This window comes from Janthinobacterium sp. SUN100, from assembly GCF_030397705.1.
GTDB classification, from domain to species: Bacteria; Pseudomonadota; Gammaproteobacteria; order Burkholderiales; family Burkholderiaceae_D; genus Janthinobacterium; species Janthinobacterium kumbetense.
The window spans coordinates 625,540-649,378 of the sequence record NZ_JAPUBU010000002.1 but is presented as its reverse complement, the minus strand read 5'-3'; the positions used below and the strand labels follow the sequence as shown (position 1 = coordinate 649,378).

Genomic DNA, 23,839 nt, shown 5'->3' with positions numbered 1-23,839 from the left:
GGCGCACGCTATCGAGGCGGCGCATGGTGCGCCAGCAGCCGACGAGGAGGGCCGTATCATGTCACGCATCATCGCAGGTCATTTTCAGTTGCAGGAGCAGATCGACGTCGCGCGCGCCGCGCTGAACCAGGCGGGCTTTTCCGACAGCCGCATCAGCGCCTTTTTTGTCAACCAGCCGGGGCAGCATGATCTGCACGCGCTGGGCGGCGACCGCGACATGTCGCCGGGCGCGAAGGAAACGCCGGAGGGCGTGGTGGAAGGCGTGGCCGTCGGGGCCGCCTTGGGCGCGGGTATCGGCGCGGCCACCGCCCTGGCGACAGGGCCGCTGGGTCCGGTCGTCGGGGCGCTGGTGGGCGCCCACGTGGGCTCGCTCTACAGTTTCAACAAGATGAAGGAAGCGGGCGAAGCCGAGAAGAATGGCGAAGACAACGGTGAAAACCGCCGCCAGCCACGCCATCCGGGCATGCTGATCGCCGTCGCGCTGGGCGGCCTCGACGAGCGCGAACGGGCGCTCGAGGCGCTGCACCGGCTGGGCGCCGAGCATATCGAGGAAGCGGAAGGCACGATCGCCAATGGCGACTGGCATGATTTCGATCCGCTCAGCATTCCCGTGCTGGTGGCGTGAATTGGCGCTTCTGTGGCGCAAGATGCATAAATTCCGCGCTGCATGAAATTTAGGTATGATCCTTGTTAGTATTAGTAATTATTGGTAAACAATGCCGACAGGGATAGTTTCCGCGCGCCCGAAGTGACACTGGACCAAGGTGACTGCCCGTAGTACTTGCCTCGCATGCTAACGAGTATGGATAGGAGGGCGCGTCATGACACAGGCATGGTTCATTCTGACACGGGCCGATGGGCGCGACATCTGCGCGCCCTCGCCGGCACAGCTGGCCGATGCGCTGGCCGAGGTGTACCGCGGCGGCGCCGTCACGCCGGACGGCAGCCCGGCCGCCGTCCTGTTGCGCTTTGGCTACGACGATGGCTTGATGTATCAGGTCGAGGTCGCTAGCGGAGGCGAAGTCACTTTCGAGGAATGGTCGGACCGCGATTGTGAAATCGCCCTGGCCACGCCGCGCCACATGTCGGCGCTGCCGCAGGACGCGGCCCTGCAGCTGTGGCAGTGGCTGGCGCAGCGCCAGGTGGCGAAGATCCGCAGCCAGCCCTGGCAGGGCGGCTAGTCCTGCCATCAGTCCGCCCGCCTAGTGCGCCATCAGCACGGGGATCGTCATGCTTTGCAAGATCGTGCGCGTGACGCCGCCCAGGATGGTTTCGCGCAGGCGCGAATGGCCATACGCCCCCATCACCAGCAAGTCGGCCGACAGGTCGGCCGCCTGCGACAGCAGCGCTTCGCCGATATCGCCGCGCCGCACGCCACCGCCATCGAGCAAATGCAGCCGCGCTTCCACGCCGTGGCGCGCCAGGTAGTGCGTCAGTTCGGCGCCCGGCTGTTCGCCGTGCTCGGCGGTATGTACCTGGGCGTCGAAGATGGCCACGTGGACTTGTCCGGCGCGCTGCAGCAGGGGCAGGGCGGCGCTCACGGCGCGGCTCGCTTCCTTGCTGGCGTTCCAGGAAATGAGCACATTGCGCGCGGCCGCCGGCGGCGCCAGCCGGGGCAGCGGCGGCGCATACGGCACGATCAGCACGGGACGTCCCGAATGCAGCAGCACATAGGCGGGAAAGTCGCGCATCACGGACGGCGATCTATCGCTGGCATTGTATTGACTGATGACGACCAGGTCCGCATAGCGGGCCAGCAGGCTGATGCCGCCCGCCGCCTCGTCGTCGAGCACGCGCTGTTCGAACGAAGCGACGCCGGCCGCGCGCACCTGCGCCTCGAAACCGTCGAGGGCGCGCGTCGCCCGCTCGCGCAGAAAATTGAGGTGCAAGCTCAGGTTCGGGTCCGCATCGAGGTCGGGCTGGTTCTGGTACAGCAGGCGCGACACGCCCGTCAGCGTCACGCCCGTCAGGTGGCCGCCGCACGCCTGGGCGATGCTGGCCGCCGCGTCGATGCGGGCGGCGCGCCCGGCGCTGTCGTCGATGTGGAGCAATACGGTCTTGTAGGTCATGGCCTGTCCTCTCGCTGTGCAGTAGTGGCCATTCTGGCACAGTCCCGGGTGCCGGCCGCGCACGACTGCGGCCGGTGCTTGTTGCCTCAGCTCATGGCGATGATGATGATGTCGGCGTCGCAGTTGCGGTAATGAATCACGATGACGATGACGCGCCGCAATTGCGCCGCCTTTTGCGCCACCTCCAGCATGGCGCGGCTGGCGCGGTTCTTCATCGTCACCTGCACTTGCGAGGCATCGCTGACGGGAATGCCCATGGCTTTCAGCGCCGCTTTCGGATTGGCCATCAAGGCCAGCGCATGCTGTGGATCGAGCTCCGCCTGATGCACGGATTCCACGTCGCTCATGCCGGGATTGATATCGTTGAACAAGTCCCTCAATGCTTCTGTGTCGTCCTGGATTTCCATCGCGTTCTCCCTGTGAATCCTACCGTCAAGCAAGGTTTGCACGACTTGCCTGTCGAGGTGCCATCACCTCTTTGAGGAGTATAATTTTGATAATTGTCTCTGCATGGATGCAGCGCAGACGGACGCTGCAATACGCAGGCTCAGCCTTTGATCTGGCGCAATGCCCGCTTCAAAAGTGCCACCTACACTTGATCCCACGCAGAACAACCATAACAAGCGGGGAGAGACAGCAATGAAGGAACAAAAGGTAGCACTGGTCACGGGCGGCATGGGCGGCCTGGGCACGGCCTTGTGCCGGCGCCTGCATGCGGCGGGCTTTGCCGTCGTGGCCGCGCATACGCCGGGCAATGCGCGGGTGGGCAGCTGGCTCGACGAACAACAGGCGCAGCAGTATTATTTCCACCCGCTGGCCCTCGACGTGAGCGATTTCGATGCCTGCAGCGAGGCCGTGGCAAGCGTGCTGGCAAAGTTCGGCCGGATCGACGTGCTGGTCAACAACGCCGGCATCACGCGCGACCAGAGCATGCGCAAGATGGAATTGCCGCACTGGGCCGAGGTCATGCGCACCAATCTCGACAGCCTGTTCAACATGAGCAAGCAAGTGCTCGAACCGATGCTGGCCAACCGCTGGGGCCGCATCATCAATATCTCGTCCGTCAATGGCCAGAAGGGCGCGTTTGGCCAGTGCAACTATGCGGCCGCCAAGGCGGGCGTGCACGGCTTCAGCAAGGCGCTGGCGCTGGAAGTGGCGCGCCACGGCATCACCGTCAACACGGTCTCGCCCGGCTACCTGCGCACGCAGATGGTGACGGCCGTGCCGGCCGATATCCTGGAAACGAAGATCCTGCCGCAGATTCCCCTGGGCCGCCTGGGCGAGCCGGACGAGGTGGCGGCCCTGGTCGCTTACCTGGCGTCCGACGAGGCGGCCTTCGTCACGGGCGCGAATATCGCCATCAATGGCGGGCAGCACATGAGTTAGGCAAGCTGGCAGCTTGCAGGAGGGCAATGGCAGTAGAGGAGACCCGTCCACCCAGCCGGCGCACAGAAGCTGGCGGGGGACGCAAGGCAGCAGCAAGGAAGGAAAGCAGGGGGCAGGGCAGTGATGCCTTGCCCTTTGTCATGCTGCAACGGCTGGTGACATGCGGCACCGCTGCCCGGCCTAGCGCTGGGCTTTTTCCAGTCGCGTCTGGCAATCGATGCACAGGCGTGCTTCGGGGCGGGCATTCAGGCGCGACAGGCCGATGGCTTCGCCGCAGTTGTCGCACAGGCCGTAGCTGCCGTCGGCAAACTTGGCCAGCGCGTGCTTGATGATGGCCAGCTGCGCCACGTTGTGTTCGGCCGCTTCGCTGACGAGGGCGTTCAAGGTGCGCACGCTGGCGTTGTCGGCCGGTGAGGCTTCGATTTCATTGAGCAGCGAGGCGCGCGCGTCCGCTTCGGCCGCTTCATTCTCGATCTGTTCCAGCAACGCCAGCTTGCGTTGCTCCAGCACGCCCTGCAGGCGCTGCAGCTGGTCTTGCGGCAATCCATTCATGGCCATCACCCGTTAAGAGTCTGTCCTATATGGTAGTCCAGGATGGGCGACTCTGCTTGCGCTACCACCCGCGCCGCGTTTGACGCGGCGCAGGCTGGCAGCGGCCGTTCTATGCTGGTTCTTTCAGGCAGTTGATCATCCAGGCGACGCCGAACTGGTCTTTCAGCATGCCGAAGCGCTTGGCCCAGAATGTTTCCGCCAGGGGCATCTGGATGGTGCCGTCGCGCGCCAGCGCGTCGAAGGCCCGTTCCGCCTCTTCCGGCGTGTCGACGGTCAGGCAAATCGCGCTGCCGCTCATGCCCTTGGCGCCCTCGTCGCAGCCGCCGTCCGAGCCCATCAGCATGGTCGGCCCCAGCTGCACGGAGCCGTGCATGATCTTGTCGTACCAGTCTTCCTTGACTTGCTCCTGGGCCGGCGAGCCCCGATACGGCATCAGGCACAGGTCGCTGCCATGCAGGTGCTGGCGGTAATATTCCAGCGCTTGCGCGCAGTTTCCATCGAATTGCAAATACGGTTCGATACGCATGTTGGTCTCCTCTGGTCATCGTCCCGCAGGCACGATTGCCAGGCGGGGACGTCCCAGTATAGGCGCTTGCCAGCCGATTTCAATCAGTCCGGCGCCATCTCTTGCAGCCGCTCACGCACTTTGCCCAGGGCGCCGAGGATGCGCTCGGGATTGCCGGCGAGAACGGCGCTTCCCAGGTGCAACAAGCTCGTCGCCAGGCTGATCCAATGCCGCACGTCGTCGTTGCGGGCGATGCGCAGGCGCACCGTGTCGAGCAGGCCGCTGAGCTGGCGCTGCGCCGTTTCCAGTCCCGCCACCGTGTGCCCGGCCGCATCGGCATACAGCTGGTTGGCTTGCTGGCGCAAGGCCACTTCCAGGGCGAAGACGGCTTGCGCCTGGCTCAGGCTGATGCCATTTCCCCCCTGGCTGGCGCGCTTGCGGATGGCGCGCATGACGGCGCCGTGCAAGGTGACGGCCGCCTGCGACAGGCTGTCGGCCAATTGCTCGACGCGCATGGCGCTGCTGAGAGCCGCTTCGCGGCGTTCGCTGCCTACCGATCCGTCCATCTTGCCTCCGTGGTGGTGAGGGCGGCGGCGAGCTGGGCGTGTTCGCGCCCCAGTGCCGCCAGTTGCCGGCGCGCCAGGGTATGGCGCAGGCCAGCCAGGCGGTATTCCTCGATCTTGCTTTGCTGCATGTTTTTCGCCAGCACGGCCAGCAGCCGCTGCTGCGGCGTGTCCGCATACGCGATTTCCACGTCGAGCAAGCCGAGCACCATGTCGCGTTCGTTGTCGCCGCTTTTGTCGTACAGCGCCAGCAAGCTGTCGAGCGCGGCCAGCAGGGCTTGCAGCGGCGCATCGCCCTCGTGCAGCACTTGTGCCAGGTGCGCCTGCTGGCCGGCCGCGCCGCCCAGGCGCGATAGTTGCTGCAGCAACAAGGTGTAGGCGCTGACATGGCGGTCGTCGATGCCGCTGCCCGGCCAGGCGCGGATGGCGGCGCCGGCGCCGGCCAGTTCGGACTGCACGTCATACGCATCGGCATCGGCCAGCCGGCCCAGTGCCTGCAGGTACAGGCGCACGGCTTGCGCCAAACGCGCCACGTCCGCCTGTGCGGCGCGGCGCTGCGCATCGAGCAGGCGCTCGCGCGCGTCTTCGGCCGGCGACAGATAGGGGCGGGCGCGCTGGTAAGTGTCCACGTGGCGCTGCGCCAGTTCGTTGAAGGCGGTCAAGGCATCGGTGCCGGCAGCCAGGGCGCGCACTTGCGCCAGCTCGGGGCGCGCGGTGGCGCAGCCGCACAGCGCGGCAGCCAGGAAGAGGCTCAGGCACAGCTTCAGGCAAAGGGCGCGGCGATGGCGGGCGGGCAGGGTGGACACGGCACCTCTCGACAGGAAATACTGTATGGAAAGGTATTGTCGTGCCGGCTTGCGCCGGCCGCCTTGTGCGGGCGCAAGCGCGCTGCGATCAGGCGCCCAGCGTGCCCGCTGTGCCCGTCAATTGTTCGCGCCAGCCCAGTCCCGCGACGGTGTCGCTGGCGGGGCGGTATTCGCAGCCGACCCAGCCTGCGTAGCCGACCTGGTCCAGCAGTTTGAACAGATGGCGGTAGTTGATCTCGCCCGTGCCCGGTTCGTGGCGGCCCGGCGTGTCGGCGATCTGGATGTGGCGGATCAGCGGCAGCAGGGCGCGGATGGTGTTGCTCAGTTCACCCTCCATGCGCTGCATGTGATAAATGTCGTATTGCAGGAAGACATTGCCGCGCTGGCAGTCGGCGATGATGTCGGCCGCCTGCTGGCTATGGTTCAGGAAGTAACCGGGCATGTCGTAGCGGTTGATCGGCTCGATCAGCACGTTGATGCCATGCGGACGGCAGGCGTCGGCCGCATATTGCAGGTTGGCAATCAGGCTTTGCCGCGCCCGCTCCAGGCTCATGCCGGGCGGCACGATGCCGGCCATGCAGTGCAACTGCTTCGCCCCCAGCGCCAGCGCGTAATTGAGCGCCAGTTGCACGTTGCCGCGGAATTCCTCGCCCCGCCGCGGATCGCAGGCGATGCCCCGCTCGCCGTGTTCCCAGTCGCCGGGCGGAAAGTTGAAGAGGGCCAGATGCAGCTGGTGGCGTTCCAGCCGCATGGCGATCTGCCGCGCCTCGACGGCATAGGGGAAAAGAAATTCGACGGCATCGAAGCCCGCTTCCCTGGCGGCGGCAAAGCGGTCCAGGAAGGGCAGTTCGGTAAACATCATGCTGAGGTTGGCAGCGAAGTTCGGCATGGCAGCACGCAGGTGAGGATGATGGACACTATCCTAGCCCAAATCGGCAAATGGTGGCGTGCATAAAAAAACCGTCCCAGAAGCAAGTCCTGGAACGGTTTTTAGCGTTGCGTTCAATACATGGTTGAAAACCGTAGCGAGCGGGAGTGATATCGGTTCGAGTAGCACAGCCGTACTGAAGTACGGCGCGCAACGGAGAATCGATAGCGCCCCGCGCAGTAGGTTTGCAACCGTGTATTAGCGGCCGCGGCCGCCGGAGCGATGGTTCGCCGCCGAACGCGGCGCATTGCCCGAACGGTTGCCGCCGCCACCGCCGCCCGATGGGCCGGCGCTGCGTGGCTTGGCACCGCTGCCGCCCGTTTTCACGCGCACCACGGCGCCCGCTGGCGCACGGCTGTTGTTGCGGTGACCGCCGGTGCCGCTGCGCAATTGCACAGGCTGGGCGCGGGCGTTCAGGTCCGGCTCGAAGCCTTCGATGACTTCGCGCGGCAGGGTTTGCTTGATCAGCTTTTCGATGTCTTTCAACATTTCGTGCTCATCCACGCAAACCAGCGACACGGCTTCGCCCTTGGCGCCGGCACGGCCCGTGCGGCCGATACGATGCACATAGTCTTCCGGAATGTTCGGCAAGTCGTAGTTGACGACGTGCGGCAACTGGTCGATATCGATACCGCGCGCGGCGATGTCGGTGGCGACCAGCACTTGCAGGGTGCCATCCTTGAACTCGGACAGCGCGCGCGTGCGTGCCGACTGGCTCTTGTTGCCGTGGATGGCCAGGGCGCCGATGCCGTCCGCGCCCAGTTGCTCGACCAGTTTATTCGCGCCATGCTTGGTGCGCGTAAATACCAGCACTTGCGTCCAGTTGTTCGACTTGATCAGGTAGGACAGCATCGGGTGCTTCTTGTCGCGGTCGACGGGATGGATCTTTTGCTTGATCACTTCCACGGTCGAATTGCGGCGCGCCACTTCGATCATGGCCGGCTTGTTCAGCAAGCCGTCGGCCAGGGCCTTGATCTCTTCCGAGAACGTGGCCGAGAACAGCAGGTTCTGGCGTTTTGGCGGCAGCACGGCCAGCACTTTCTTGATGTCGCGGATGAAACCCATGTCCAGCATGCGGTCGGCTTCGTCCAGGATCAGGATTTCCACTTTCGACAGGTCGACGGTGCCCTGGCCCATATGATCTAGCAAGCGGCCCGGCGTGGCGACGAGGATGTCGACGCCATGTTTCAGTTGCTTGATTTGCGGGTTGATGCCGACGCCGCCGAAGATCACGGCCGAGTTCAATTTCGTGTACTTGCTGTAGGCGCGCACGCTTTCCTCGACCTGCGCGGCGAGTTCGCGCGTCGGTGCCAGGATCAGGGCGCGGATCGGGCGCGTCGAAGTGTTGCTGGTGATGGCCGCGCCATTGGCGTCGGTCGACAGGCGGTGCAGCACGGGCAGGGTGAAGCCGGCCGTCTTGCCGGTACCGGTTTGTGCGCCGGCCAGCAAGTCGCCGCCAGCCAGCACGGCGGGAATCGCCTGCGACTGGATCGGGGTCGGCACGGTGTAGCCGTGTTCGGTAACGGCACGTACGATAGCGTCGGACAATCCGAGGGAGGAAAAGGACATGGTAACTTTATTGTGAGATCGGCCTGTCGCCATCGTGGGGCGCCAGTCGCAGGCAATCAGATTAGGGGTCGAAAGACAGCGGCAAGGGGACTGGTCATATGTGCCGCACACGCGAAGTATAACAGCATGGCAAAAACGCGCCTGTTTTGTTTCAGGTTTGCAATGCCGCAAGTAAAGAAAAATGCGGCAAGGGCGCGCTGCCCTGGCGTAAATCTGGGTAGAATTCCCGCCTGCACCCCTTGCGCGGGGGGATCGCCGCGCTGCCGGGGTTCTTGTTCCTGGAGGAATACCATGCGCATTGCCGACCTTCGCATCGCCACCCGCCTGTACGGCGGCTTCGGCGCCATTGCCTTGCTGCTGGCCGTCCTGGTCGCAGTGGCCACCTTGAATTTCTCGAAACTGGCCGATGCCAACGCCATCAATACCCACACCTACCAGGTGCTCGGGGAAAATGACGCCATCCTGGAAAGCCTGATCAATATGGAAACGGGGCAGCGCGGCTACGTGATCACGGGCGCGGAGGCGTCGCTGGAACCCTACACCGTGGGCAAGACTTCGTTTCGCAGCCACCTCGACAAGACGCGCGCCTTGACCAGCGACAATCCTGTCCAGCAGCAACGCCTGGCGAAACTCGATGCCGCCCAGCAAGCCTGGCTGGCCGGCGCGCTCGACCCCGTGATCGCGCTGCGGCGCGCCGTGGCGCAGGGCACGGCCCCCATCGAACCCGTGCTGGCGCTGGAAAAAGAGGGCCGGGGCAAGCAGGGCATGGACGCCATGCGCGCGTTGCTGAAGGAAGTGGGCGACGCGGAAACGGCGCTGCTGGCGCAGCGTTCGCAGGCGCAGACGCGCTGGGTCTTGCTGGGCGGCGGCGCGGTGGCCGTGTTGCTGGCCGGCATGATCGCCATGTGGCTGGCCAGAAATATCAGCCGGCCCCTGCGTTCGGCCATCGAGGTGGCCAGGCAGGTGGCGCAAGGCGACTTGACGGTGCCGGTGGCGGTGGGCTCGAAGGATGAGACGGGCGAGCTGATGCAGGCCTTGCAGGACATGACTGCCAGCCTGCTGCGCATCGTCACCGAGGTGCGCAGCGGCACGCAAACCATCGCCACGGCTTCGCGCCAGATCGCTTCGGGCAACCTCGACCTGTCGGCGCGCACGGAACAGCAAGCCAGTTCGCTGGAAGAGACGGCGTCGTCGATGGAAGAACTGACGGGCACGGTCCAGCAGAATGCGCAGAACGCCCACGAAGCCAATGGACTGGCCGCGTCGGCCGAGTCCGTGGCGGGCAAGGGCGGCGCGGTGGTGGCGCAGGTGGTCGACACCATGGGTTCGATCAACGATTCCTCGCGCAAGATCGTCGACATCATCGGCGTGATCGACGGCATCGCTTTCCAGACGAATATCCTGGCCTTGAACGCGGCCGTGGAAGCGGCCAGGGCGGGCGAGCAGGGACGCGGCTTTGCCGTCGTCGCCACGGAAGTGCGCAACCTGGCACAACGTTCGGCCAGTGCCGCCAGGGAAATCAAGGCCCTCATCAACGATTCCGTGGCACAGGTGGAGAGCGGCGCGCGCCTGGTCGACGAGGCGGGCCGCACGATGCACGAGATCGTCGACAGCGTGCACAAGGTCAGCAGCATCGTCGGGCATATCTCGGCCGCCAGCGACGAGCAGCGCTCCGGCATTGAGCAAGTCAACCGGGCCATCGGCCAGATGGACCAGGTGACGCAGCAAAACGCTGCGCTGGTGGAAGAGGCGGCCGCGGCGGCCGAAGCCATGCAGGAGCAGGCGGCCCGCCTGGCCGACGCCGTGGCCGTGTTCAAGACGGCGCAGGCGGCCGCCACGCCGGCGCTGGCGTCCCGTCCCGCCGCGCGCCGTCCAGTGCCGCTCAAGGCGGCGCGCGCCGCCGTCCGCCTGCCCGCCAAGGGGGCGCAGCCCCATGCGCCGCAAGTTTCAGCCAGGAAACAGCGTCCGGAGGACGATGCGTGGGACGAGTTCTAGGGCGAGCGCCGCAAGCCTAGTCGTCGACCTCCGCGACGGCGTAGTCCACGCCCTGCGCATCGAGCCAGGCGCGCACGGCGTCCAGGCCGTGCCACGGTTCCGGGCGCAGGTACTGGCATACATACAGGCCGGCCTCCGTCAGCCTGGTGTCCGTGCCGGGCATGCCGTCGGCCGCTTGCGGCAGCGCCGCCAGCAGCTGTTCGATGTGCTGGCGCTGGCCGGCCGTCAGGCTGGCCGCGATCCTGAATTCAAATCCCATGTTTTCCTCCGTGCGATTGGTTGCGGTGCGCTTATTTTATATCATCGAAAAAATCGAATATAGCTTGGCATTCTTTCCGTTTTTGTTTTCCTTTTTGTGCGTGCATACTGCCTATCACTGACACGCAACATGGCAGCGCAAGAAGGAAAGCGCAAGATTGTGCGGGCCGGATACCACTACTTTGATATTCAATTATTTTCACTGAGGAAAACATCATGCCTATCGCTACCGCCCAAGCCGCCCAAAAACTGCTGACCCCGAACGACCATACCCTGATCATGATCGACCACCAGTCGCAGATGGCGTTCGCCACGCGCTCCATCGACCTGGCCTTGCTGCGCAACAATGCGGCCCTGGTCGCCAAGGCGGCCGCGGAATTCAAGGTGCCGACGATCCTGACGACGGTGGCGGCCAAATCGTTCTCCGGCCCTATTTTTGACGAAATCCAGTCCGTCTTCCCGGAACAGGCGCCCATCGACCGCACCAGCATGAATACCTGGGAAGATGCGCGCATCGCCGACAAGGTGAATGGCTACGGCAAGGGCAAGATCGTGCTGGCCGGCCTGTGGACGTCCGTGTGCATCGTCGGCCCCGCGCTGTCGGCGCTGGAACAGGGTTTTGACGTGTACGTGATCGCCGACGCCAGCGGCGACGTCTCCGACGAAGCGCATGCGATGGCCATGCAGCGCATGATACAGGCGGGCGCGCAGCCGATGACGTCCGTGCAATACTTGCTGGAACTGCAGCGCGACTGGGCCCGCGGCGAGACCTACAACGAGACGGTGGCGACGGCCGTGGCGCACGGCGGCGGCTATGGCCTGGGCTTGATCTACGCCAAATCCATGTTCAATGCCAGCGAAGGCCATTGAGATTTTATTGATATCGCGCCACCGCCGCCCGCCGGCGGGGGCGTATCCTTCACCTGAATCGGGAGTTCCCATGCATGCACACACGATCTTGCTCAATGGCCGTTTCCACACGGTCGACAGGGCGCAGCCGCTGGCGTCCGCCGTCGCCATCGCCGATGGCAAATTTCTCGCCGTGGGCGACGTCGAGGACGCGATGCGTCATCGCGGCCCCGCCACGCAAGTGATCGACCTGGCTGGCCGCACCGTCATTCCCGGCCTGAACGACTCGCATTTGCACCTGATCCGCGGCGGCTTGAACTACAACCTGGAATTGCGCTGGGAAGGGGTACCCTCGCTGGCCGATGCCTTGCGCATGCTCAAGGAACAGGCGCTGCGCACGCCGAACCCGCAATGGGTGCGCGTGGTGGGCGGCTGGACGGAATTCCAGTTCGCGGAAAAGCGCATGCCGACCCTCGACGAGATCAATGCCGCTGCGCCCGACACGCCCGTCTTCATCCTGCACCTGTACGACCGCGCCCTGCTGAACCGCGCCGCCCTGCGCGCCGTCGGCTACGATAAAAATACGCCGAACCCGCCCGGCGGCGAAATCGTGCGCGACGCTGCCGGCAACCCCACGGGCTTGCTGATCGCCCGGCCGAACGCCATGATCTTGTATGCGACCCTGGCGAAAGGCCCGACCCTGCCGCGCGAATTGCAAGTCAATTCCACGCGCCAGTTCATGCGCGAACTCAATCGTCTGGGCATCACCAGCGCCATCGATGCAGGCGGCGGCTTCCAGAATTATCCCGAGGATTACGCCGTCGTCGACGAGCTGGCGCAAAAAGAGCAGCTGACCATCCGCATCGCCTACAACCTGTTCACGCAGAACAAGGGCGCCGAATTGCAGGACTTCCAGAAGTGGACGGGCATGGTCAAGCCGGGCGACGGCACGGACTTTTACCGTCACAATGGCGCCGGAGAGATGCTGGTGTTTTCCGCCGCCGACTTCGAGGATTTCCTCGAACCGCGCCCGGAGCTGGCGGCCGGCATGGAAGACGAGCTGGAAAAGGTCGTGCGCCACCTGGTCGAGCAGCGCTGGCCGTTCCGCCTGCACGCCACCTATGACGAGTCGATCGGCCGCATGCTCGACGTGTTCGAAAAGGTCAACCGCGACACGCCGTTCGGCGGCTTGCACTGGCTGTTCGACCACGCGGAAACCATCAGCCCGAAAAATATCGACCGGGTCAAGGCGCTCGGCGGCGGCCTGGCCATCCAGCACCGCATGGCTTTCCAGGGAGAGTACTTCGTCGAGCGCTATGGCGCCGACGCGGCGAAGGCCACGCCGCCCGTGCAGCGCATGCTGGACGCGGGCGTGCCCGTGGGCGGCGGCACGGACGCCACGCGCGTGGCCAGCTACAACCCGTGGACGGCGCTGTACTGGCTCGTCTCGGGGCGCACCGTGGGCGGCCTGGCCCTGACGGATGCGGCGGGGCGCCTGTCGCGCGACACGGCGCTGGAACTGTGGACGGCGGGCAGCGCCTGGTTTTCCAGCGAGCAAGGCAAGAAGGGGCGCATCCGCGAGGGCATGCTGGCCGACCTGTCCGTGCTGTCGGCCGATTATTTCACGGTGCCGGAAGAGGCGATCAAGTCCATCGAATCCGTGCTCACCATCGTCGGCGGCAAGGTCGTCTACGGCCAGGCGGAATTCACGACCCTGGCGCCGCCCCCGATTCCCGTGCTGCCCGAGTGGTCGCCCGTGCGCGCGGTGCCGGGCCATTACCGGCCCGTGGCCAGGCCGGCGCAGGCGGCCATGCCGCACCAGTGCGCGGGCGCCTGCGGCGTGCACGCGCACGCCCACGACCGGGCGCGCAAGTCGGCCGTGCCGATCAGCGATTTCTCCGGCTTCTGGGGCACGCTGGGCTGCAGCTGCTTCGCTTTCTAGTAGAGGACAGAGCCATGCGCTACAAGAAAGTCATCCTGGGCCTGCTGCTGGCCTTTGTCGTGGGATTCGTCTGCCAGCTGGCGCACATCCCCGTGCCGGCGCCGCCCGTGCTGGGCGCCGCGCTGCTGGTGTTCCTGACCAGCTGCGGCTACTGGCTCACGGGCCTGTATTTGCAGCGCCGTGAAACGCAAGGGGAGGCGCCATGAACGTCATGCTGGCAGGATCGGTACTGGGCTTGCTGGTGGGGGCCGTGTGCCGCTGGTTCGACCTGCCGTCGCCCACGCCGCCCACGCCCACCGGCGCGGCGATGGTGGTAGCCATGACCCTGGGTTTTGTCGTGGCGGGGCAGTGGCAGGGGTAGGCGCTTATTTGGACAGGCGCAAAATGGCCGAGGCGAGCCGGGTGAAGCAGGGACTCAGGTCGCTGTCGCTGGCCGCATAGCAATACAGGCCCACGGGTTCGGCCGGCTTGCGGCAAGCCGCTTTCGCATCGGTGGTATTGGCCAGGCAGCGCAGCAAGTCTTCGCCCAGCTCGTTGTCCGGCCCTTCCTTGGTTTTCAGCGATGCGCCCATGCCCAGGGTAAAGACGAAAATGCCTTCCTGGCGCGCCTTGGCCGCCATCGCTTCGACCAGGTTGCGCGAGGCGCGGTGCACATTCGTCCATTGCGCCTGCGCCGTGGCGGTGGAAGCGGTCACGACGCGGGGCGAGTTGGTGACGATGGGAAACTCACGCAGTGCCGCGTCATTCGTCGCGTTATACCATGCGGGAAGCGCGGTGATCTGGCTGGCGGCGCAATCGCCGTACTGGAGCGAGTCGCTCACTTTCATCCTGTACAGGCCCGCCAATGCCGGGTTTTGCAGTTTCGGAAAGGTGGCGAGGCCGCCTGCGTCCTTGCATTTGTTGTCCTTGTTGGGGAAGTACGAGGAAAACGCCGCCGGCGAACCATCGGAGAAAAACACGATGACGCGCAGGCTGGAGCGGTCGACCTGCGCGATATCGTTCAGCTGCTTGCGCGCCTGGAACATGCCGGCGGACGAGTTGGTGCCGCCGACGAAGGCGAATTGATCGATCTTTCCATCTTTCATGGTCATGCCGCTGCGGTCGAAACCGCGGTCGGTCTGCCTGATCGGGACGTCGATTTGCGCTTCCGAGGCGAAGTGCAGCAAGCCGACCCGGTCGACCGTGGCGTTGAACTTGTTCAGGAAGGACTTGCCCGCCGCCCGCACGGCGTCCGCATTGTGTTCCAGCGAACGCGACGTATCCATCACCAGCACCATGTCCAGGTCCTTGCGGATGGTTTGCGCGCTGGCGGCCACGTCCAGGGTCTTGAAGCCGAGTACGCCCATCAGCGAGACGGGCAGCGAGGCGCTGGCCGAGACGTCGATGGTGACGGTACCCTTGTCGAACGTGACGTCGACGGGATGGAGGGTCGGCGTCGACAGCAGGAAGTGGTCCGGATAATTGACGTCAAAAAAATCCTTTGCCGACTGGCGCGCCCTGGTCCGCTGTTCCTCTTCCGAGTTGCCTGCGGTGACGCCGCGCGCCGCCGCCAGGCTGGCCGAGTCGACGGCCGCGTTGAGCTTGGCCTTGACGAAGTAGCCGAGGGCCGAATCGAGGGCCAGGCCCACGGAGGCGATCAGGACGACGGCCGACAGCGCCACCATGACCAGGACTTGCCCGCCTTGCCGCTTGTGTGGAATGCGCATCAGAATACCGTCATCGAAGTCAGGTTGGGCGCCAGCACGGGCGTCGTGCTGTTGCCAAATTTCAATGTGCCGAACAGCATGTCGAAATTGTAGAAAGTTTCCACGGCGTAAATCAGTTCGCCGTCGGCCAGCTGGTTCTGCATCAATGACACCGTGGGGGCGTATTCGTCCTTGGCGATGCCGGTGCACGTGCCATCGCGCCAGCTGCCGCATTGCCACACCTGGCTGGCGGGCAGGTAGCCGCTGGCCTTCGCGCCGGCGTCCCAGCGGTACTGTTCCAGCACGATATTGCGCAAGCCGCTCTGCGCCGTGTAGCCCATGATCTTGGTGATGTAGATCATGCCGCGCCCGTGCATGTCCAGCGGCGGCGTGCTGGCGGCCAGCGCATTCATGATGCCCTGGCTGGAGCCGCTCAGGTCGGACGTGGCGCGCGCGGACAGGTTGGCGCCTTCGCGGCTGATATTGAGCAGGATGGTCTTGGCCTGGATGGCGCGCGACAGGTCGGCCAGCATGAACAGCAGCAAGGCCAGCAAGGGCAGCACGATGGCAAATTCGATGGCGGCGATGCCGCGCGCGGCGCGGCGCGGAAAACGGGGAGCGGGTGCGCGCATCACAGACCGCCAAAGCTTTCATTGCGCATGGTGGCCGCCACCACGAAATGCGCCTGGCCATCGCGGAACAGGGCACGGATCATGGGCGTGGCAAACGCCCAGCGGCAATCGACGGAAATGACGACGATATCGCCGGCCTGGCCGAACATGGCGGCGCCTACCGCATCGCTGCCGTTGACGGAGATCACGGGGCTGACCTTGTCATACATGCCCATGGAGCTGTCGCGTATTTTTTGCATGACGGCGTGGTAGCGCTGCTGGTTGGCGCTGTCGGGGTCGAGGTCCTTGGCCCCCGTGACGGCATAGCGCGCGCCTTCGCGCACCGCGTGCTGCATGGTCATATTGGCAAAATAAGCCATGCTCAATTCAATGATGCCGATTATCAGCATGAGAAAGACCGGTGTTATCAGGGCCAATTCGACCAGGGTGGCGCCAGCCTGTCCGCTTTGCTTGCGGAATATGCGGGAATCGGCCTGTTTTAAGCGCATGGGAATAATCCGGTTAAGTTCCGCGATGACGAATGTCGGGCGGATGGCATTGCGCCATTTGACTGGCAATTATTCTATATCGATTTTCAAGGGCGTGTCCGCCATTTAAATTATTACAGGTCAAGATAATCGCAATTAACTGCGTTATTTCAAACGTGCCGGCCCCGTCGCTACAGGGCCGGGAGTAATATGCGCGGGTATGAAAACAGGCCTGGTGTCAGGATTGTCCTGCGTGCAGGCAAGGACTTGTTTTGCAAGGTGATGCAACAAAAATGCTGCAATGTAAGCAACAGCAGCGGTGGCAGCAGCGATGGCGCGCCCGTGGCGCACCCGCCCCGGCCACGCTGCCCATCCATCGGTTCACGCCCGGCATGCGGCGACCGCTGCCCTGGGGCACGCACCGCGTTGGCGCGTGCCGGCCCAAGGCCTCTTCCTTTGTGCCCCCATGACTTCTTTCCCCCGCGTGCGGCAGCAGAAGGCGCGCGCGGATGAGGCAGGCAAGCCGATTCGGATCAACAGCATTCCCCGATGGGAGTGGGCTACAAGTAAAGAGGTAAAGCATGTCAACAAACAATGTCATACGCGTCATGCTGGTGTCGGACCACAAGACCTGGCTGTGGGGCCTGGAGCAGTTGCTCGCCGGCGCGCAGCCGCCGATGCAGGTGGTGGCCAGCTCCACCGAGATCGACAGCGCGCTGCTGCTGGCGCGCACCCTGTGTCCCGACGTCATCGTGCTCGACGCCGATCTGGGCTGCGGCGGCGCCTGCGCCATCGATTATCTGCCGCAGCTGCTGGGCAATGGCGTGTCGCGCGCATTGCTGTTCAGCGGCACGCAGGACCAGGCCGCCTGCGGGCGTGCCGTGCGCAGCGGCGCGCGCGCCGTGGTGGGCAAGGAAACGCCCGTCAAGCAAATGGTCGACGCCATCGCCCGCCTGCATCAAGGCGAATTGTGCCTGGACCCGGCGCTGCTCGACAGCATGCTGGGCGTGCTGAACAAGCCGGAAGCGGCGCCCGACCCGGAAGAGCAGCGCATCGCCAGGCTGACGCTGAAGGAGCGCAAGATCGTGGCCATGATGGTGGAAGGAAATGGTGCGCTGAACCGTGCGATCGCCCAGCGCGCTTTTATCTCGGAGCAAACCTTGCGTAATCATTTGACATCGATCTACAGCAAGCTCGATGTCACCAACCGCCTGGAATTATATGTGTACGCCACCCGCAACCGGCTGGCCGAACCCGTCCATGCGGAGTGACAGTACATATGTCCTGATTATAGACAAAAAATTAAGATGGTTTGTACTGCGCATAAAATGACTTTTCTCTGATTCGATTTAATGTTTGTTTATATAAAATACACGCATCAGAAATTGGCAAATAAAAACAAAGAGAATGTTTTTATTTTCAGACTGTATTTTCAGTTTTTATCATGTTTAAAACTTGACCTGAAAGGGAATAATATGAATTTCATTAAAAACTTTATCGCCGAAGAAGATGGCGTGACGGCCATCGAATATGCGCTGATCGCTGCGCTGGTGGCTGCGGCGCTGGTCACGGCCGTCGGCTATTTCACCACCGGCCTCGATGGCGCCTTCAAGGCGATTGGCACCAAGCTGACGGGCGCGGCGATCTAAGGCGCCTGCCCACCGCGCTGCACCCCGACAGGCCGGCTGCCCCTGCGCACCGGCTTGTCGACTTCCCGCCCAACGATGCGCATGCCGTCATGCCATCGGCTTGCATCAGGTACACGATGGACCCTCATTCTTTCTGGACGTTCAGCCCCGCCTTAGTCTTGTGGGGGCTGCTTGCCGCGGCTGTCTGGCATGACGTGCGCCGCCGGCGCATTCCCAACCGGCTGGTGTTTTCCGGCGCCTTGCTTGGGGTGCTGCTCAACAGCGTGGCCTGGCCCGGAGCGGCGCCGGCCGGGCCGTGGCTGGCGCTGGGCGGCCTGGCCGTCGGCCTGGGCTTGTTGCTGCCCATGTATGCGATGAAGGCGCTGGGCGCGGGCGACGTCAAGCTGATGGCGATGGTGGGGGCTTTTCTTGGTCCGCGCCCCGCCGTGTTTGCCGTGCTATGCAGCCTGCTGGCGGGCGGCGTGCTGGCGCTGGCCGTCGCCCTGTGCCAGGGCACGCTGCGCCAGGCGATGAGCAATGCCCGGCAATTGCTGCTGCAAGGCTGGCTGCGCGCCGCCGCAGGCGAAGTGCCGCGGGTCGATGCGCCCGCCGTGCCGGGCGGCAAACTGCCGTACGCGATCGCCATTGCCGCCGGCACCGCCATCTGGCTGGCCCTGGCGGCCGGCGGCTATGCATGATGTGCTTGTCCGGAAACCCAAGTTTTACCAAGAGGAAAAATCATGAGAAATAGCCGCGTTGCGATCGTGCTGCTGCTGGCGCTGCTGATGGCGGGGGGGGCCGTGCTGGCGGCGGCGCGCTGGATGTCGGGACAAGGCGCGCCGGCCAGCCAGACGGTGATGGTCGCGCTGGTCGATATCGGCGTGGGCGCGAAGGTGACGCCGGCCATGCTGCGCGGCATGGACTGGCCGGCGGGCGCCATGCCGCCGGGGGCGTTTGGCGAGGCCGGCGCGCTGGACGGGCGCATCACGCGCACGGCCGTCAGCAAGGGTGAGCCTGTGATGGAAAGCAAGCTTGCGCCGCCCGGCGCCACGGGCGGCCTGTCGGCCATCGTGGCTGCCGGCAAGCGCGCGATGACCGTGCGCGTCAACGACGTGGTGGGCGTGGCCGGTTTCGCCCTGCCGGGCAACTTCGTCGACATTCTCGTGCATACGCAGGATGACCGCGCCAGGCCGGCGGGCGGCGGGCCGCTGGCCATTTCCAAGATCGTGCTGGAACGCATCCTGGTGCTGGCCGTGGCGCAAGAGTCCGGCCGCGACGACAACAAGCCCAAGGTGGTCAATGCCGTGACCCTGGAGCTGACGCCGGAGCAGGTGGAAAAGCTGGACCTGGCGCGCAGCGTGGGCAGTCTGTCGCTGGTGCTGCGCAACCAGGTCGATCCGGCGCCCGTCATCACGGGCGGCGCCACCAAGGAGTCGCTGCTGGAACTGAAGGCGCCGGCGGCCGCGCCGGTGCGCGCGGCGCGGCGCCAGGCGGCCCCGGCACGCGCTCCCGCGCGCGACAGCATCACCGTCATCAAGGGCATGGATACGAGCGTCCAGCAATTTTAAAAATCAGCAGGCAAGCGAGCAAGGATGATCGATGAACAAATTTCGTAAGCACGCCGCGAGTGCGGGCATGCGCCTGGCCCTGACGCTGGGCGGCGCGGCGGCAAGCCTGGCCTGGCCGGGCGGCGCCAGCGCGGCGGCGCCGGCCAGGCAGGCCGTCATGTCGCCCGTCGCGGCGCCGGCCATGTCGCTGGGCGCCGATATCGCCCGCCTGGGCGCGCCCGTGCGCATCGCCGTGGGCAAGTCCACCTTGCGCAGCCTGAGCCTGCCGGTGTCGCAGATCGCCGTCAACGATCCGCGGGTGGCCGGCGCCAGGATGCTGGGCTCGTCCAGCCAGCTGTTCGTCTGGGGCCTGGCCCCGGGCAGCACCAACCTGATCCTGTGGGACCGGCAGCAGCGCCCCGTGATCGTCGATATCGAAGTCGAGATCGATGTCGAGGGCTTGCAGGCGCAGCTGGCCTATGTCTTCCCTGGCGAGCGCGCCGTCAAGGCCGGCGCGGCCGGCGGCAGCATCGTGCTGTCGGGGCAGGTGAGCGACAGCGTCAAGGCCAGCCAGATCCTCGACATGGCGCAAGCCTATGCGCAGCGCGGCGCGGGCGAAGCGGCCGCGCCGGCCGACGGCGCCGCCAGCGCGGCCGGCGGCGTCAAGGTCATCAACATGCTGACGATCGCGGCGCCGCAACAGGTCATGCTGGAAGTGAAAATCGCCGAAGTGTCGAAGACCCTGGTCGACCAGCTGGGCGCCAGCGTGGGCATCAGCGGCACGCGCGGCAACTGGAGCTACGGCTTGCTGTCGAACTTGCTCAGCGGCAACCCCAGCCAGCTGGGCGCCGTGCACGGCAAGAATGGCAACGGGCTGACGCTCGACGCGCAAAAGCGCGACGGCCTGGTGAAGGTGCTGGCCGAACCGAACATCATGGCCATCAGTGGCCAGGAAGCCAGTTTCCTGGCGGGCGGCAAGATTTTCATTCCGGTCGCGCAAGACAGCACCACCAACAAGATCACGCTGGAGGAAAAGGAATTCGGCATCGCCGTCAAGTTCACGCCCACCGTGCTGGAAGGCGGGCGCATCAACCTGAAGGTGGCGCCGGAAGTATCGGAGCTGAACCGCGAAGGCATCGGCATCACCACCGGCGGGGGCGCTGCCACCAATGCCGTGTTGCCGGCCTTTACCACGCGGCGCACCACCACCACGGTGCAGCTGTTCGACGGCCAGAGTTTTGCCGTTGGCGGTTTGATCAAGAACAATGTGACGACCAATATCAAGGCATTGCCCTTCCTGGGCGAGATCCCCGTGCTGGGCGCGTTGTTCCGCAGCAGCGATTTCCAGACCGACCGTACCGAGCTGGTGTTCATCATCACGCCACACCTGGTCAAGCCGCTCGACGGCACGCTTGACGGCGATATTGTCTTGCCGACCGATGCCTATGTGGCGCCCAGCCGCAGCGAGTTCTTCTTGCAAGGAAAAATGGAAGGCGCTGGCGCGCCACGGCCACGGCAGGAAGCGGCCACGCAGACGGCGCCCGCCGGCCCGGACACTCACTAGGAGCACCTCATGCAGCATTCCCTTTCCCTCTCTGTGCTGCTGGCCGCCCTGGCCGCCAGCGGCTGCGCCGCCACGCCGAACCTGGACCGCCAGTTCGGCCACAGCGTCGAGCAGCTGCGCCTGCGGCAAGTGCTGTCGCCGCAGGCGGGCGCGAACCGCGATCCCGTGGCCGGCATGGACGGCAAGGCCGCCCAGGCCGCCTACGCGGCGTACCAGAAAAGCTTTGCCGCGCCCGCGCCGCAAGGGGCCGCCTTCACCATCGGCGTCGGGGGGCGCCAGTGAAGCTGGCACCGTCACCACAGAACCAGCAAGGCATATCGTGAAAATCGCCATCCATTCCACGGATCAAAAAACGCTGTCCGAACTGGGGCGGCTGCTGCGCAGCCGCAACCGGCTCGACGAGATCAACGCCGGCGGCGAAACGCTGGAACCGCTGCAGGCGGCGCAATCGCTGCCCGACGTGCTGATCTTCGACCGCCCGTCGAACGACGGCGCCGACCTGGCCGCCATCGAGCGCCTCAGCAACCAGCATCCGCGCATGGCCTTCATCGTGCTGTGCCACCAGCAGGCGCCTGAATTCCTGCTGCAGGCCATGCGTGCAGGCGTGCGCGACGTGCTGCCGTTTCCCGCCGCGCCGGCCAGCCTGTATGCGGCGCTCGAACGCATCGAGGAAAAGCTGGAGCGGCGCGAGCATGGCAACGGCAAGGTGCTGGCCTTCATCTCCTGCAAGGGCGGCAGCGGCGCCACCTTCATCGCCAGCAACCTCGGTTATGCGCTGGCCGCCGGCGGCCAGCAGCGCGTTGCCCTGATCGACATGAACCTGCATTTTGGCGACGCCTCGCTCTTCGTGTCCGAGAACAAGCCGCTGGCCACGCTGTCCGACGTCACGCGCGACATCCACCGGCTCGACGCCTCGTTCCTGGCATCGAGCATGCTGCACATTCTGCCCAACTACAGCGTGCTGGCCGCGCCCGAGGATCCCGCGCACGCCAGCGAAGTGGCGCCCGAGCACATCGACGCCGTCATCCGGCAAGCCAGGCGCCAGTACGATTTCATCGTGCTCGACGTGGGCCGCAACCTCGACGCCGTCAGCGTGCGCGCGCTGGACCACGCCGACATGATCTTCCCCGTCCTGCAGGCGACCTTGCCGTACATCCGCGACGGCAAGCGCCTGCTGGGCATGTTCCGCTCGCTCGAATACGCGAACGACAAGGTGCATATCATCGTCAACCGCCACGACAAGGGCGGCGAAATCCGCCTGCGCGACCTGGAAGCGGCGTACGGCACGGCGGTCTACCGCACGGTGCCGAATCACTACGCCTCGGCGGCCGCCTCGGTCAACCAGGGCGTGCCTATCCTGCAGCTCGACAAGGCCAGCCCGATCACCCGCTCGCTGCAGGAGTTCGCCGCCAGCCTGGCCGGCGGCGCGGCCAGCACGGCGCGCCAGGGCTGGCTCGGCCGCGTCCTGCGGCGCGCCTGATCCAGGCGCTTGATCCCCATCCCAGAACAGGAGCACTTCATGGCTACTTCCCCCATCGCCGCCTTGTCCATCCGCGAACGGCTCGGCAGCGCCAAGATCGCCGCGCTCGCGCCGCAACGCATGGCCGTCATCGACAACCACGGCTACCGCGACCTCAAGCTGCGCATCCATGGGCTGCTGCTCGAACGGGTCGACCTGGAAAGCATGCAGCGCCTGTCGCAGGAGCGCATCCGCGAAGAATTGCGCGGCCTGGTCGAGCGCCTGCTGGACGAAGAGGCGGTGGTCATCAACGACGCCGAGCGCCGTAGCCTGACGCGCGACATCCAGCACGAGATGCTGGGCTTCGGGCCGCTCGAAACGCTGCTCGCCGATGCCAGCGTGTCGGACATCCTGGTCAACGGCCACAAGCAGGTGTATGTGGAGCGGGGCGGGCGCCTGGAGCTGACCGACGTCTGCTTCGACGACGATGCCCATTTGATGAAGATCATCGACAAGATCGTCTCGCGCGTGGGCCGCCGCATCGACGAATCGAGCCCCATGGTCGACGCGCGCCTGCCCGACGGTTCGCGCGTCAACGCCATCATCCCGCCGCTGGCCATCGACGGCCCCGTGATGTCGATCCGGCGTTTCTCCGTCGATCCGCTGCGCCTGGCCGACCTGGTCGCCTACCACAGCATGACGGCCGAGATGGCCGAGGTGCTGCAGGGCCTGGGCAAGGCGAAGATGAATATCCTCATTTCCGGCGGCACGGGCAGCGGCAAGACCACCATGCTCAATGTGATTTCCGGCTTTATCGGCCAGACGGAACGCATCGTCACGGTGGAAGACGCGGCCGAGCTGCAATTGCAGCAGCCGCACGTGGTGCGCCTGGAAACGCGGCCCGCGAATATCGAAGGCAAGGGGGAGGTGAGCCAGCGCGCGCTGGTGCGCAATGCGCTGCGCATGCGCCCGGACCGCATCATCCTGGGCGAGGTGCGCGGCGCCGAGGCGCTCGACATGCTGGGTGCCATGAACACGGGCCACGAAGGCTCGATGGCCACCATCCACGCCAATACGCCGCGCGACGCCATCACGCGGCTGGAAAACATGATCAGCATGGCGGCGGCCAACCTGCCCAGCAAGGCCATCCGGCAGCAGATCAGCTCGGCCGTGTCGGTGGTGGTGCAAGTGTCGCGCCTGATCGACGGCAAGCGCAAGGTCACGTCGATCCAGGAAATCACGGGCATGGAAGGGGAAGTCATCACGATGCAGGAAATCTTCAGTTTCCGGCAGACGGGCGTGGCCGAGGGCGGCGCGGTGGTCGGGCATTTCTCGGCCAGCGGCATCCGCCCGCGCTTCCTCGATCGCTTGAACAGCTTTGGCATCGGCGTGTCCGCCGCCCTGTTCGAACCCACCGCGGCGGGGCGCTGACCGG

At 65.2% G+C, this 23,839-nt stretch carries 28 protein-coding genes; 16 read left to right on the top strand and 12 right to left on the bottom strand.

Features of this window, described 5'->3' with window-relative positions; translation table 11 throughout:
• Window positions 1–58: 58 nt before the first annotated feature.
• Together O0881_RS15150 and O0881_RS15145 are read left to right on the top strand one after the other, a co-directional pair.
• Complete coding sequence (locus tag O0881_RS15150) at window positions 59–625, top strand: glycine zipper domain-containing protein (RefSeq protein WP_099664866.1); 567 nt, start codon at window positions 59–61, stop codon at window positions 623–625.
• Between the two features lie 196 nt (window positions 626–821).
• Window positions 822–1,181, top strand: coding sequence for a hypothetical protein (locus O0881_RS15145; protein WP_077401630.1), 360 nt, complete (start codon window positions 822–824; stop codon window positions 1,179–1,181).
• A 21-nt stretch (window positions 1,182–1,202) separates the two neighbouring features.
• Here O0881_RS15145 and O0881_RS15140 read toward each other — a convergent pair whose 3' ends face one another.
• Window positions 1,203–2,069, bottom strand: coding sequence for a universal stress protein (locus tag O0881_RS15140; protein WP_289911980.1), 867 nt, complete (start codon window positions 2,067–2,069; stop codon window positions 1,203–1,205).
• Between the two features lie 86 nt (window positions 2,070–2,155).
• Complete coding sequence (locus O0881_RS15135; RefSeq protein WP_150130844.1) at window positions 2,156–2,476, bottom strand: hypothetical protein; 321 nt, start codon at window positions 2,474–2,476, stop codon at window positions 2,156–2,158.
• A gap of 232 nt (window positions 2,477–2,708) precedes the next feature.
• Between O0881_RS15135 and phbB the strand changes: the two genes are divergently transcribed.
• Window positions 2,709–3,455 carry an acetoacetyl-CoA reductase gene (phbB, locus tag O0881_RS15130; RefSeq protein WP_289911978.1) on the top strand — a complete coding sequence of 249 codons (747 nt, stop codon included), beginning with the start codon at window positions 2,709–2,711 and terminating at the stop codon, window positions 3,453–3,455.
• Between the two features lie 180 nt (window positions 3,456–3,635).
• Here phbB and O0881_RS15125 read toward each other — a convergent pair whose 3' ends face one another.
• The 6 genes from O0881_RS15125 to O0881_RS15100 all read right to left on the bottom strand — a co-directional run bounded on the left by O0881_RS15125 (window position 3,636) and on the right by O0881_RS15100 (window position 8,378).
• Window positions 3,636–4,007: a TraR/DksA family transcriptional regulator gene (locus tag O0881_RS15125; protein ID WP_251350759.1), complete on the bottom strand. Its 372-nt coding sequence runs from the start codon at window positions 4,005–4,007 to the stop codon at window positions 3,636–3,638.
• 109 nt (window positions 4,008–4,116) lie between these two features.
• Window positions 4,117–4,533 carry a VOC family protein gene (locus O0881_RS15120; RefSeq protein WP_289899228.1) on the bottom strand — a complete coding sequence of 139 codons (417 nt, stop codon included), beginning with the start codon at window positions 4,531–4,533 and terminating at the stop codon, window positions 4,117–4,119.
• An 83-nt stretch (window positions 4,534–4,616) separates the two neighbouring features.
• A complete protein-coding gene (locus tag O0881_RS15115) occupies window positions 4,617–5,078 on the bottom strand; it encodes a hypothetical protein (protein WP_099664860.1) in 462 nt (153 codons plus the stop codon).
• Complete coding sequence (locus tag O0881_RS15110) at window positions 5,063–5,881, bottom strand: hypothetical protein (protein ID WP_289911976.1); 819 nt, start codon at window positions 5,879–5,881, stop codon at window positions 5,063–5,065. The genes O0881_RS15115 and O0881_RS15110 overlap by 16 nt, the downstream gene beginning before the upstream one ends.
• Window positions 5,882–5,969: 88 nt before the next feature.
• Complete coding sequence (gene otnI, locus O0881_RS15105) at window positions 5,970–6,770, bottom strand: 2-oxo-tetronate isomerase (RefSeq protein WP_251350756.1); 801 nt, start codon at window positions 6,768–6,770, stop codon at window positions 5,970–5,972.
• A 237-nt stretch (window positions 6,771–7,007) separates the two neighbouring features.
• Window positions 7,008–8,378 (bottom strand): DEAD/DEAH box helicase, encoded by a 1,371-nt coding sequence (locus tag O0881_RS15100; protein ID WP_099664857.1) that lies wholly within the window; start codon window positions 8,376–8,378, stop codon window positions 7,008–7,010.
• Between the two features lie 291 nt (window positions 8,379–8,669).
• On the opposite strand from O0881_RS15100, the gene O0881_RS15095 reads away from it, so the two are divergent.
• Entirely contained in the window at window positions 8,670–10,373 is a 1,704-nt protein-coding gene (locus O0881_RS15095; protein ID WP_289911973.1) for a methyl-accepting chemotaxis protein, read from the top strand.
• A 16-nt stretch (window positions 10,374–10,389) separates the two neighbouring features.
• Here the strand turns inward: O0881_RS15095 and O0881_RS15090 are convergent, their stop codons facing one another.
• The gene (locus tag O0881_RS15090) at window positions 10,390–10,632 is read right to left on the bottom strand and encodes a hypothetical protein (RefSeq protein WP_289911972.1); all 243 of its coding nucleotides are present in this window, start codon (window positions 10,630–10,632) and stop codon (window positions 10,390–10,392) included.
• A gap of 215 nt (window positions 10,633–10,847) precedes the next feature.
• Here O0881_RS15090 and O0881_RS15085 point away from each other — a divergent pair, with 215 nt between their 5' ends.
• From O0881_RS15085 to O0881_RS15070, 4 genes are all read left to right on the top strand, one after another.
• A complete protein-coding gene (locus O0881_RS15085) occupies window positions 10,848–11,501 on the top strand; it encodes a hydrolase (RefSeq protein ID WP_251350751.1) in 654 nt (217 codons plus the stop codon).
• A gap of 70 nt (window positions 11,502–11,571) precedes the next feature.
• A complete protein-coding gene (locus tag O0881_RS15080) occupies window positions 11,572–13,422 on the top strand; it encodes an amidohydrolase (protein ID WP_289911971.1) in 1,851 nt (616 codons plus the stop codon).
• Between the two features lie 14 nt (window positions 13,423–13,436).
• Window positions 13,437–13,628 (top strand): DUF1427 family protein, encoded by a 192-nt coding sequence (locus O0881_RS15075; protein WP_099664848.1) that lies wholly within the window; start codon window positions 13,437–13,439, stop codon window positions 13,626–13,628.
• A complete protein-coding gene (locus O0881_RS15070) occupies window positions 13,625–13,783 on the top strand; it encodes a XapX domain-containing protein (protein WP_077401676.1) in 159 nt (52 codons plus the stop codon). The genes O0881_RS15075 and O0881_RS15070 overlap by 4 nt, the downstream gene beginning before the upstream one ends.
• A 4-nt stretch (window positions 13,784–13,787) precedes the next feature.
• Here O0881_RS15070 and O0881_RS15065 read toward each other — a convergent pair whose 3' ends face one another.
• The 3 genes from O0881_RS15065 to O0881_RS15055 are packed head-to-tail and all read right to left on the bottom strand — an operon-like array spanning window position 13,788 to window position 16,227.
• Window positions 13,788–15,128 (bottom strand): VWA domain-containing protein, encoded by a 1,341-nt coding sequence (locus tag O0881_RS15065; RefSeq protein ID WP_289911970.1) that lies wholly within the window; start codon window positions 15,126–15,128, stop codon window positions 13,788–13,790.
• Window positions 15,128–15,739, bottom strand: a complete 612-nt coding sequence (locus O0881_RS15060) for a TadE/TadG family type IV pilus assembly protein (RefSeq protein WP_289911969.1) — start codon at window positions 15,737–15,739, stop codon at window positions 15,128–15,130. The genes O0881_RS15065 and O0881_RS15060 overlap by 1 nt, the downstream gene beginning before the upstream one ends.
• Window positions 15,739–16,227 (bottom strand): TadE/TadG family type IV pilus assembly protein, encoded by a 489-nt coding sequence (locus O0881_RS15055; RefSeq protein ID WP_099668172.1) that lies wholly within the window; start codon window positions 16,225–16,227, stop codon window positions 15,739–15,741. The genes O0881_RS15060 and O0881_RS15055 overlap by 1 nt, the downstream gene beginning before the upstream one ends.
• 560 nt (window positions 16,228–16,787) lie before the next feature.
• On the opposite strand from O0881_RS15055, the gene O0881_RS15050 reads away from it, so the two are divergent.
• The 8 genes from O0881_RS15050 to O0881_RS15015 all read left to right on the top strand — a co-directional run bounded on the left by O0881_RS15050 (window position 16,788) and on the right by O0881_RS15015 (window position 23,835).
• Complete coding sequence (locus O0881_RS15050; protein ID WP_253192842.1) at window positions 16,788–17,477, top strand: response regulator transcription factor; 690 nt, start codon at window positions 16,788–16,790, stop codon at window positions 17,475–17,477.
• Between the two features lie 204 nt (window positions 17,478–17,681).
• Entirely contained in the window at window positions 17,682–17,855 is a 174-nt protein-coding gene (locus O0881_RS15045) for a Flp family type IVb pilin (RefSeq protein WP_071650303.1), read from the top strand.
• A 116-nt stretch (window positions 17,856–17,971) separates the two neighbouring features.
• Window positions 17,972–18,532 carry an A24 family peptidase gene (locus O0881_RS15040; protein WP_289911968.1) on the top strand — a complete coding sequence of 187 codons (561 nt, stop codon included), beginning with the start codon at window positions 17,972–17,974 and terminating at the stop codon, window positions 18,530–18,532.
• Between the two features lie 42 nt (window positions 18,533–18,574).
• Window positions 18,575–19,402, top strand: a complete 828-nt coding sequence (gene cpaB / locus O0881_RS15035) for a Flp pilus assembly protein CpaB (RefSeq protein ID WP_289911967.1) — start codon at window positions 18,575–18,577, stop codon at window positions 19,400–19,402.
• Between the two features lie 31 nt (window positions 19,403–19,433).
• Entirely contained in the window at window positions 19,434–20,945 is a 1,512-nt protein-coding gene (locus O0881_RS15030) for a type II and III secretion system protein family protein (protein WP_289911965.1), read from the top strand.
• Window positions 20,946–20,954: 9 nt separating this feature from the next.
• Window positions 20,955–21,227 carry a hypothetical protein gene (locus O0881_RS15025; protein WP_289911964.1) on the top strand — a complete coding sequence of 91 codons (273 nt, stop codon included), beginning with the start codon at window positions 20,955–20,957 and terminating at the stop codon, window positions 21,225–21,227.
• A gap of 37 nt (window positions 21,228–21,264) precedes the next feature.
• Window positions 21,265–22,425, top strand: a complete 1,161-nt coding sequence (locus O0881_RS15020) for an AAA family ATPase (RefSeq protein ID WP_289911963.1) — start codon at window positions 21,265–21,267, stop codon at window positions 22,423–22,425.
• Window positions 22,426–22,545: 120 nt separating this feature from the next.
• Window positions 22,546–23,835 (top strand): CpaF family protein, encoded by a 1,290-nt coding sequence (locus tag O0881_RS15015; protein ID WP_289899369.1) that lies wholly within the window; start codon window positions 22,546–22,548, stop codon window positions 23,833–23,835.
• Window positions 23,836–23,839 lie beyond the last annotated feature (4 nt).

What these genes read in the sequence shown, in the direction of transcription:
- O0881_RS15150 (WP_099664866.1), top strand. Translation starts at nt 59, where the DNA reads ATGTCACGCATCATCGCAGGTCATTTTCAGTTGCAGGAGCAGATCGAC.
- O0881_RS15145 (WP_077401630.1), top strand. Translation starts at nt 822, where the DNA reads ATGACACAGGCATGGTTCATTCTGACACGGGCCGATGGGCGCGACATC.
- O0881_RS15140 (WP_289911980.1), bottom strand. Translation starts at nt 2,069, where the DNA reads ATGACCTACAAGACCGTATTGCTCCACATCGACGACAGCGCCGGGCGC.
- O0881_RS15135 (WP_150130844.1), bottom strand. Translation starts at nt 2,476, where the DNA reads ATGGAAATCCAGGACGACACAGAAGCATTGAGGGACTTGTTCAACGAT.
- phbB (WP_289911978.1), top strand. Translation starts at nt 2,709, where the DNA reads ATGAAGGAACAAAAGGTAGCACTGGTCACGGGCGGCATGGGCGGCCTG.
- O0881_RS15125 (WP_251350759.1), bottom strand. Translation starts at nt 4,007, where the DNA reads ATGAATGGATTGCCGCAAGACCAGCTGCAGCGCCTGCAGGGCGTGCTG.
- O0881_RS15120 (WP_289899228.1), bottom strand. Translation starts at nt 4,533, where the DNA reads ATGCGTATCGAACCGTATTTGCAATTCGATGGAAACTGCGCGCAAGCG.
- O0881_RS15115 (WP_099664860.1), bottom strand. Translation starts at nt 5,078, where the DNA reads ATGGACGGATCGGTAGGCAGCGAACGCCGCGAAGCGGCTCTCAGCAGC.
- otnI (WP_251350756.1), bottom strand. Translation starts at nt 6,770, where the DNA reads ATGCCGAACTTCGCTGCCAACCTCAGCATGATGTTTACCGAACTGCCC.
- O0881_RS15100 (WP_099664857.1), bottom strand. Translation starts at nt 8,378, where the DNA reads ATGTCCTTTTCCTCCCTCGGATTGTCCGACGCTATCGTACGTGCCGTT.
- O0881_RS15095 (WP_289911973.1), top strand. Translation starts at nt 8,670, where the DNA reads ATGCGCATTGCCGACCTTCGCATCGCCACCCGCCTGTACGGCGGCTTC.
- O0881_RS15090 (WP_289911972.1), bottom strand. Translation starts at nt 10,632, where the DNA reads ATGGGATTTGAATTCAGGATCGCGGCCAGCCTGACGGCCGGCCAGCGC.
- O0881_RS15085 (WP_251350751.1), top strand. Translation starts at nt 10,848, where the DNA reads ATGCCTATCGCTACCGCCCAAGCCGCCCAAAAACTGCTGACCCCGAAC.
- O0881_RS15080 (WP_289911971.1), top strand. Translation starts at nt 11,572, where the DNA reads ATGCATGCACACACGATCTTGCTCAATGGCCGTTTCCACACGGTCGAC.
- O0881_RS15075 (WP_099664848.1), top strand. Translation starts at nt 13,437, where the DNA reads ATGCGCTACAAGAAAGTCATCCTGGGCCTGCTGCTGGCCTTTGTCGTG.
- O0881_RS15070 (WP_077401676.1), top strand. Translation starts at nt 13,625, where the DNA reads ATGAACGTCATGCTGGCAGGATCGGTACTGGGCTTGCTGGTGGGGGCC.
- O0881_RS15065 (WP_289911970.1), bottom strand. Translation starts at nt 15,128, where the DNA reads ATGCGCATTCCACACAAGCGGCAAGGCGGGCAAGTCCTGGTCATGGTG.
- O0881_RS15060 (WP_289911969.1), bottom strand. Translation starts at nt 15,739, where the DNA reads ATGCGCGCACCCGCTCCCCGTTTTCCGCGCCGCGCCGCGCGCGGCATC.
- O0881_RS15055 (WP_099668172.1), bottom strand. Translation starts at nt 16,227, where the DNA reads ATGCGCTTAAAACAGGCCGATTCCCGCATATTCCGCAAGCAAAGCGGA.
- O0881_RS15050 (WP_253192842.1), top strand. Translation starts at nt 16,788, where the DNA reads ATGTCAACAAACAATGTCATACGCGTCATGCTGGTGTCGGACCACAAG.
- O0881_RS15045 (WP_071650303.1), top strand. Translation starts at nt 17,682, where the DNA reads ATGAATTTCATTAAAAACTTTATCGCCGAAGAAGATGGCGTGACGGCC.
- O0881_RS15040 (WP_289911968.1), top strand. Translation starts at nt 17,972, where the DNA reads ATGGACCCTCATTCTTTCTGGACGTTCAGCCCCGCCTTAGTCTTGTGG.
- cpaB (WP_289911967.1), top strand. Translation starts at nt 18,575, where the DNA reads ATGAGAAATAGCCGCGTTGCGATCGTGCTGCTGCTGGCGCTGCTGATG.
- O0881_RS15030 (WP_289911965.1), top strand. Translation starts at nt 19,434, where the DNA reads ATGAACAAATTTCGTAAGCACGCCGCGAGTGCGGGCATGCGCCTGGCC.
- O0881_RS15025 (WP_289911964.1), top strand. Translation starts at nt 20,955, where the DNA reads ATGCAGCATTCCCTTTCCCTCTCTGTGCTGCTGGCCGCCCTGGCCGCC.
- O0881_RS15015 (WP_289899369.1), top strand. Translation starts at nt 22,546, where the DNA reads ATGGCCGTCATCGACAACCACGGCTACCGCGACCTCAAGCTGCGCATC.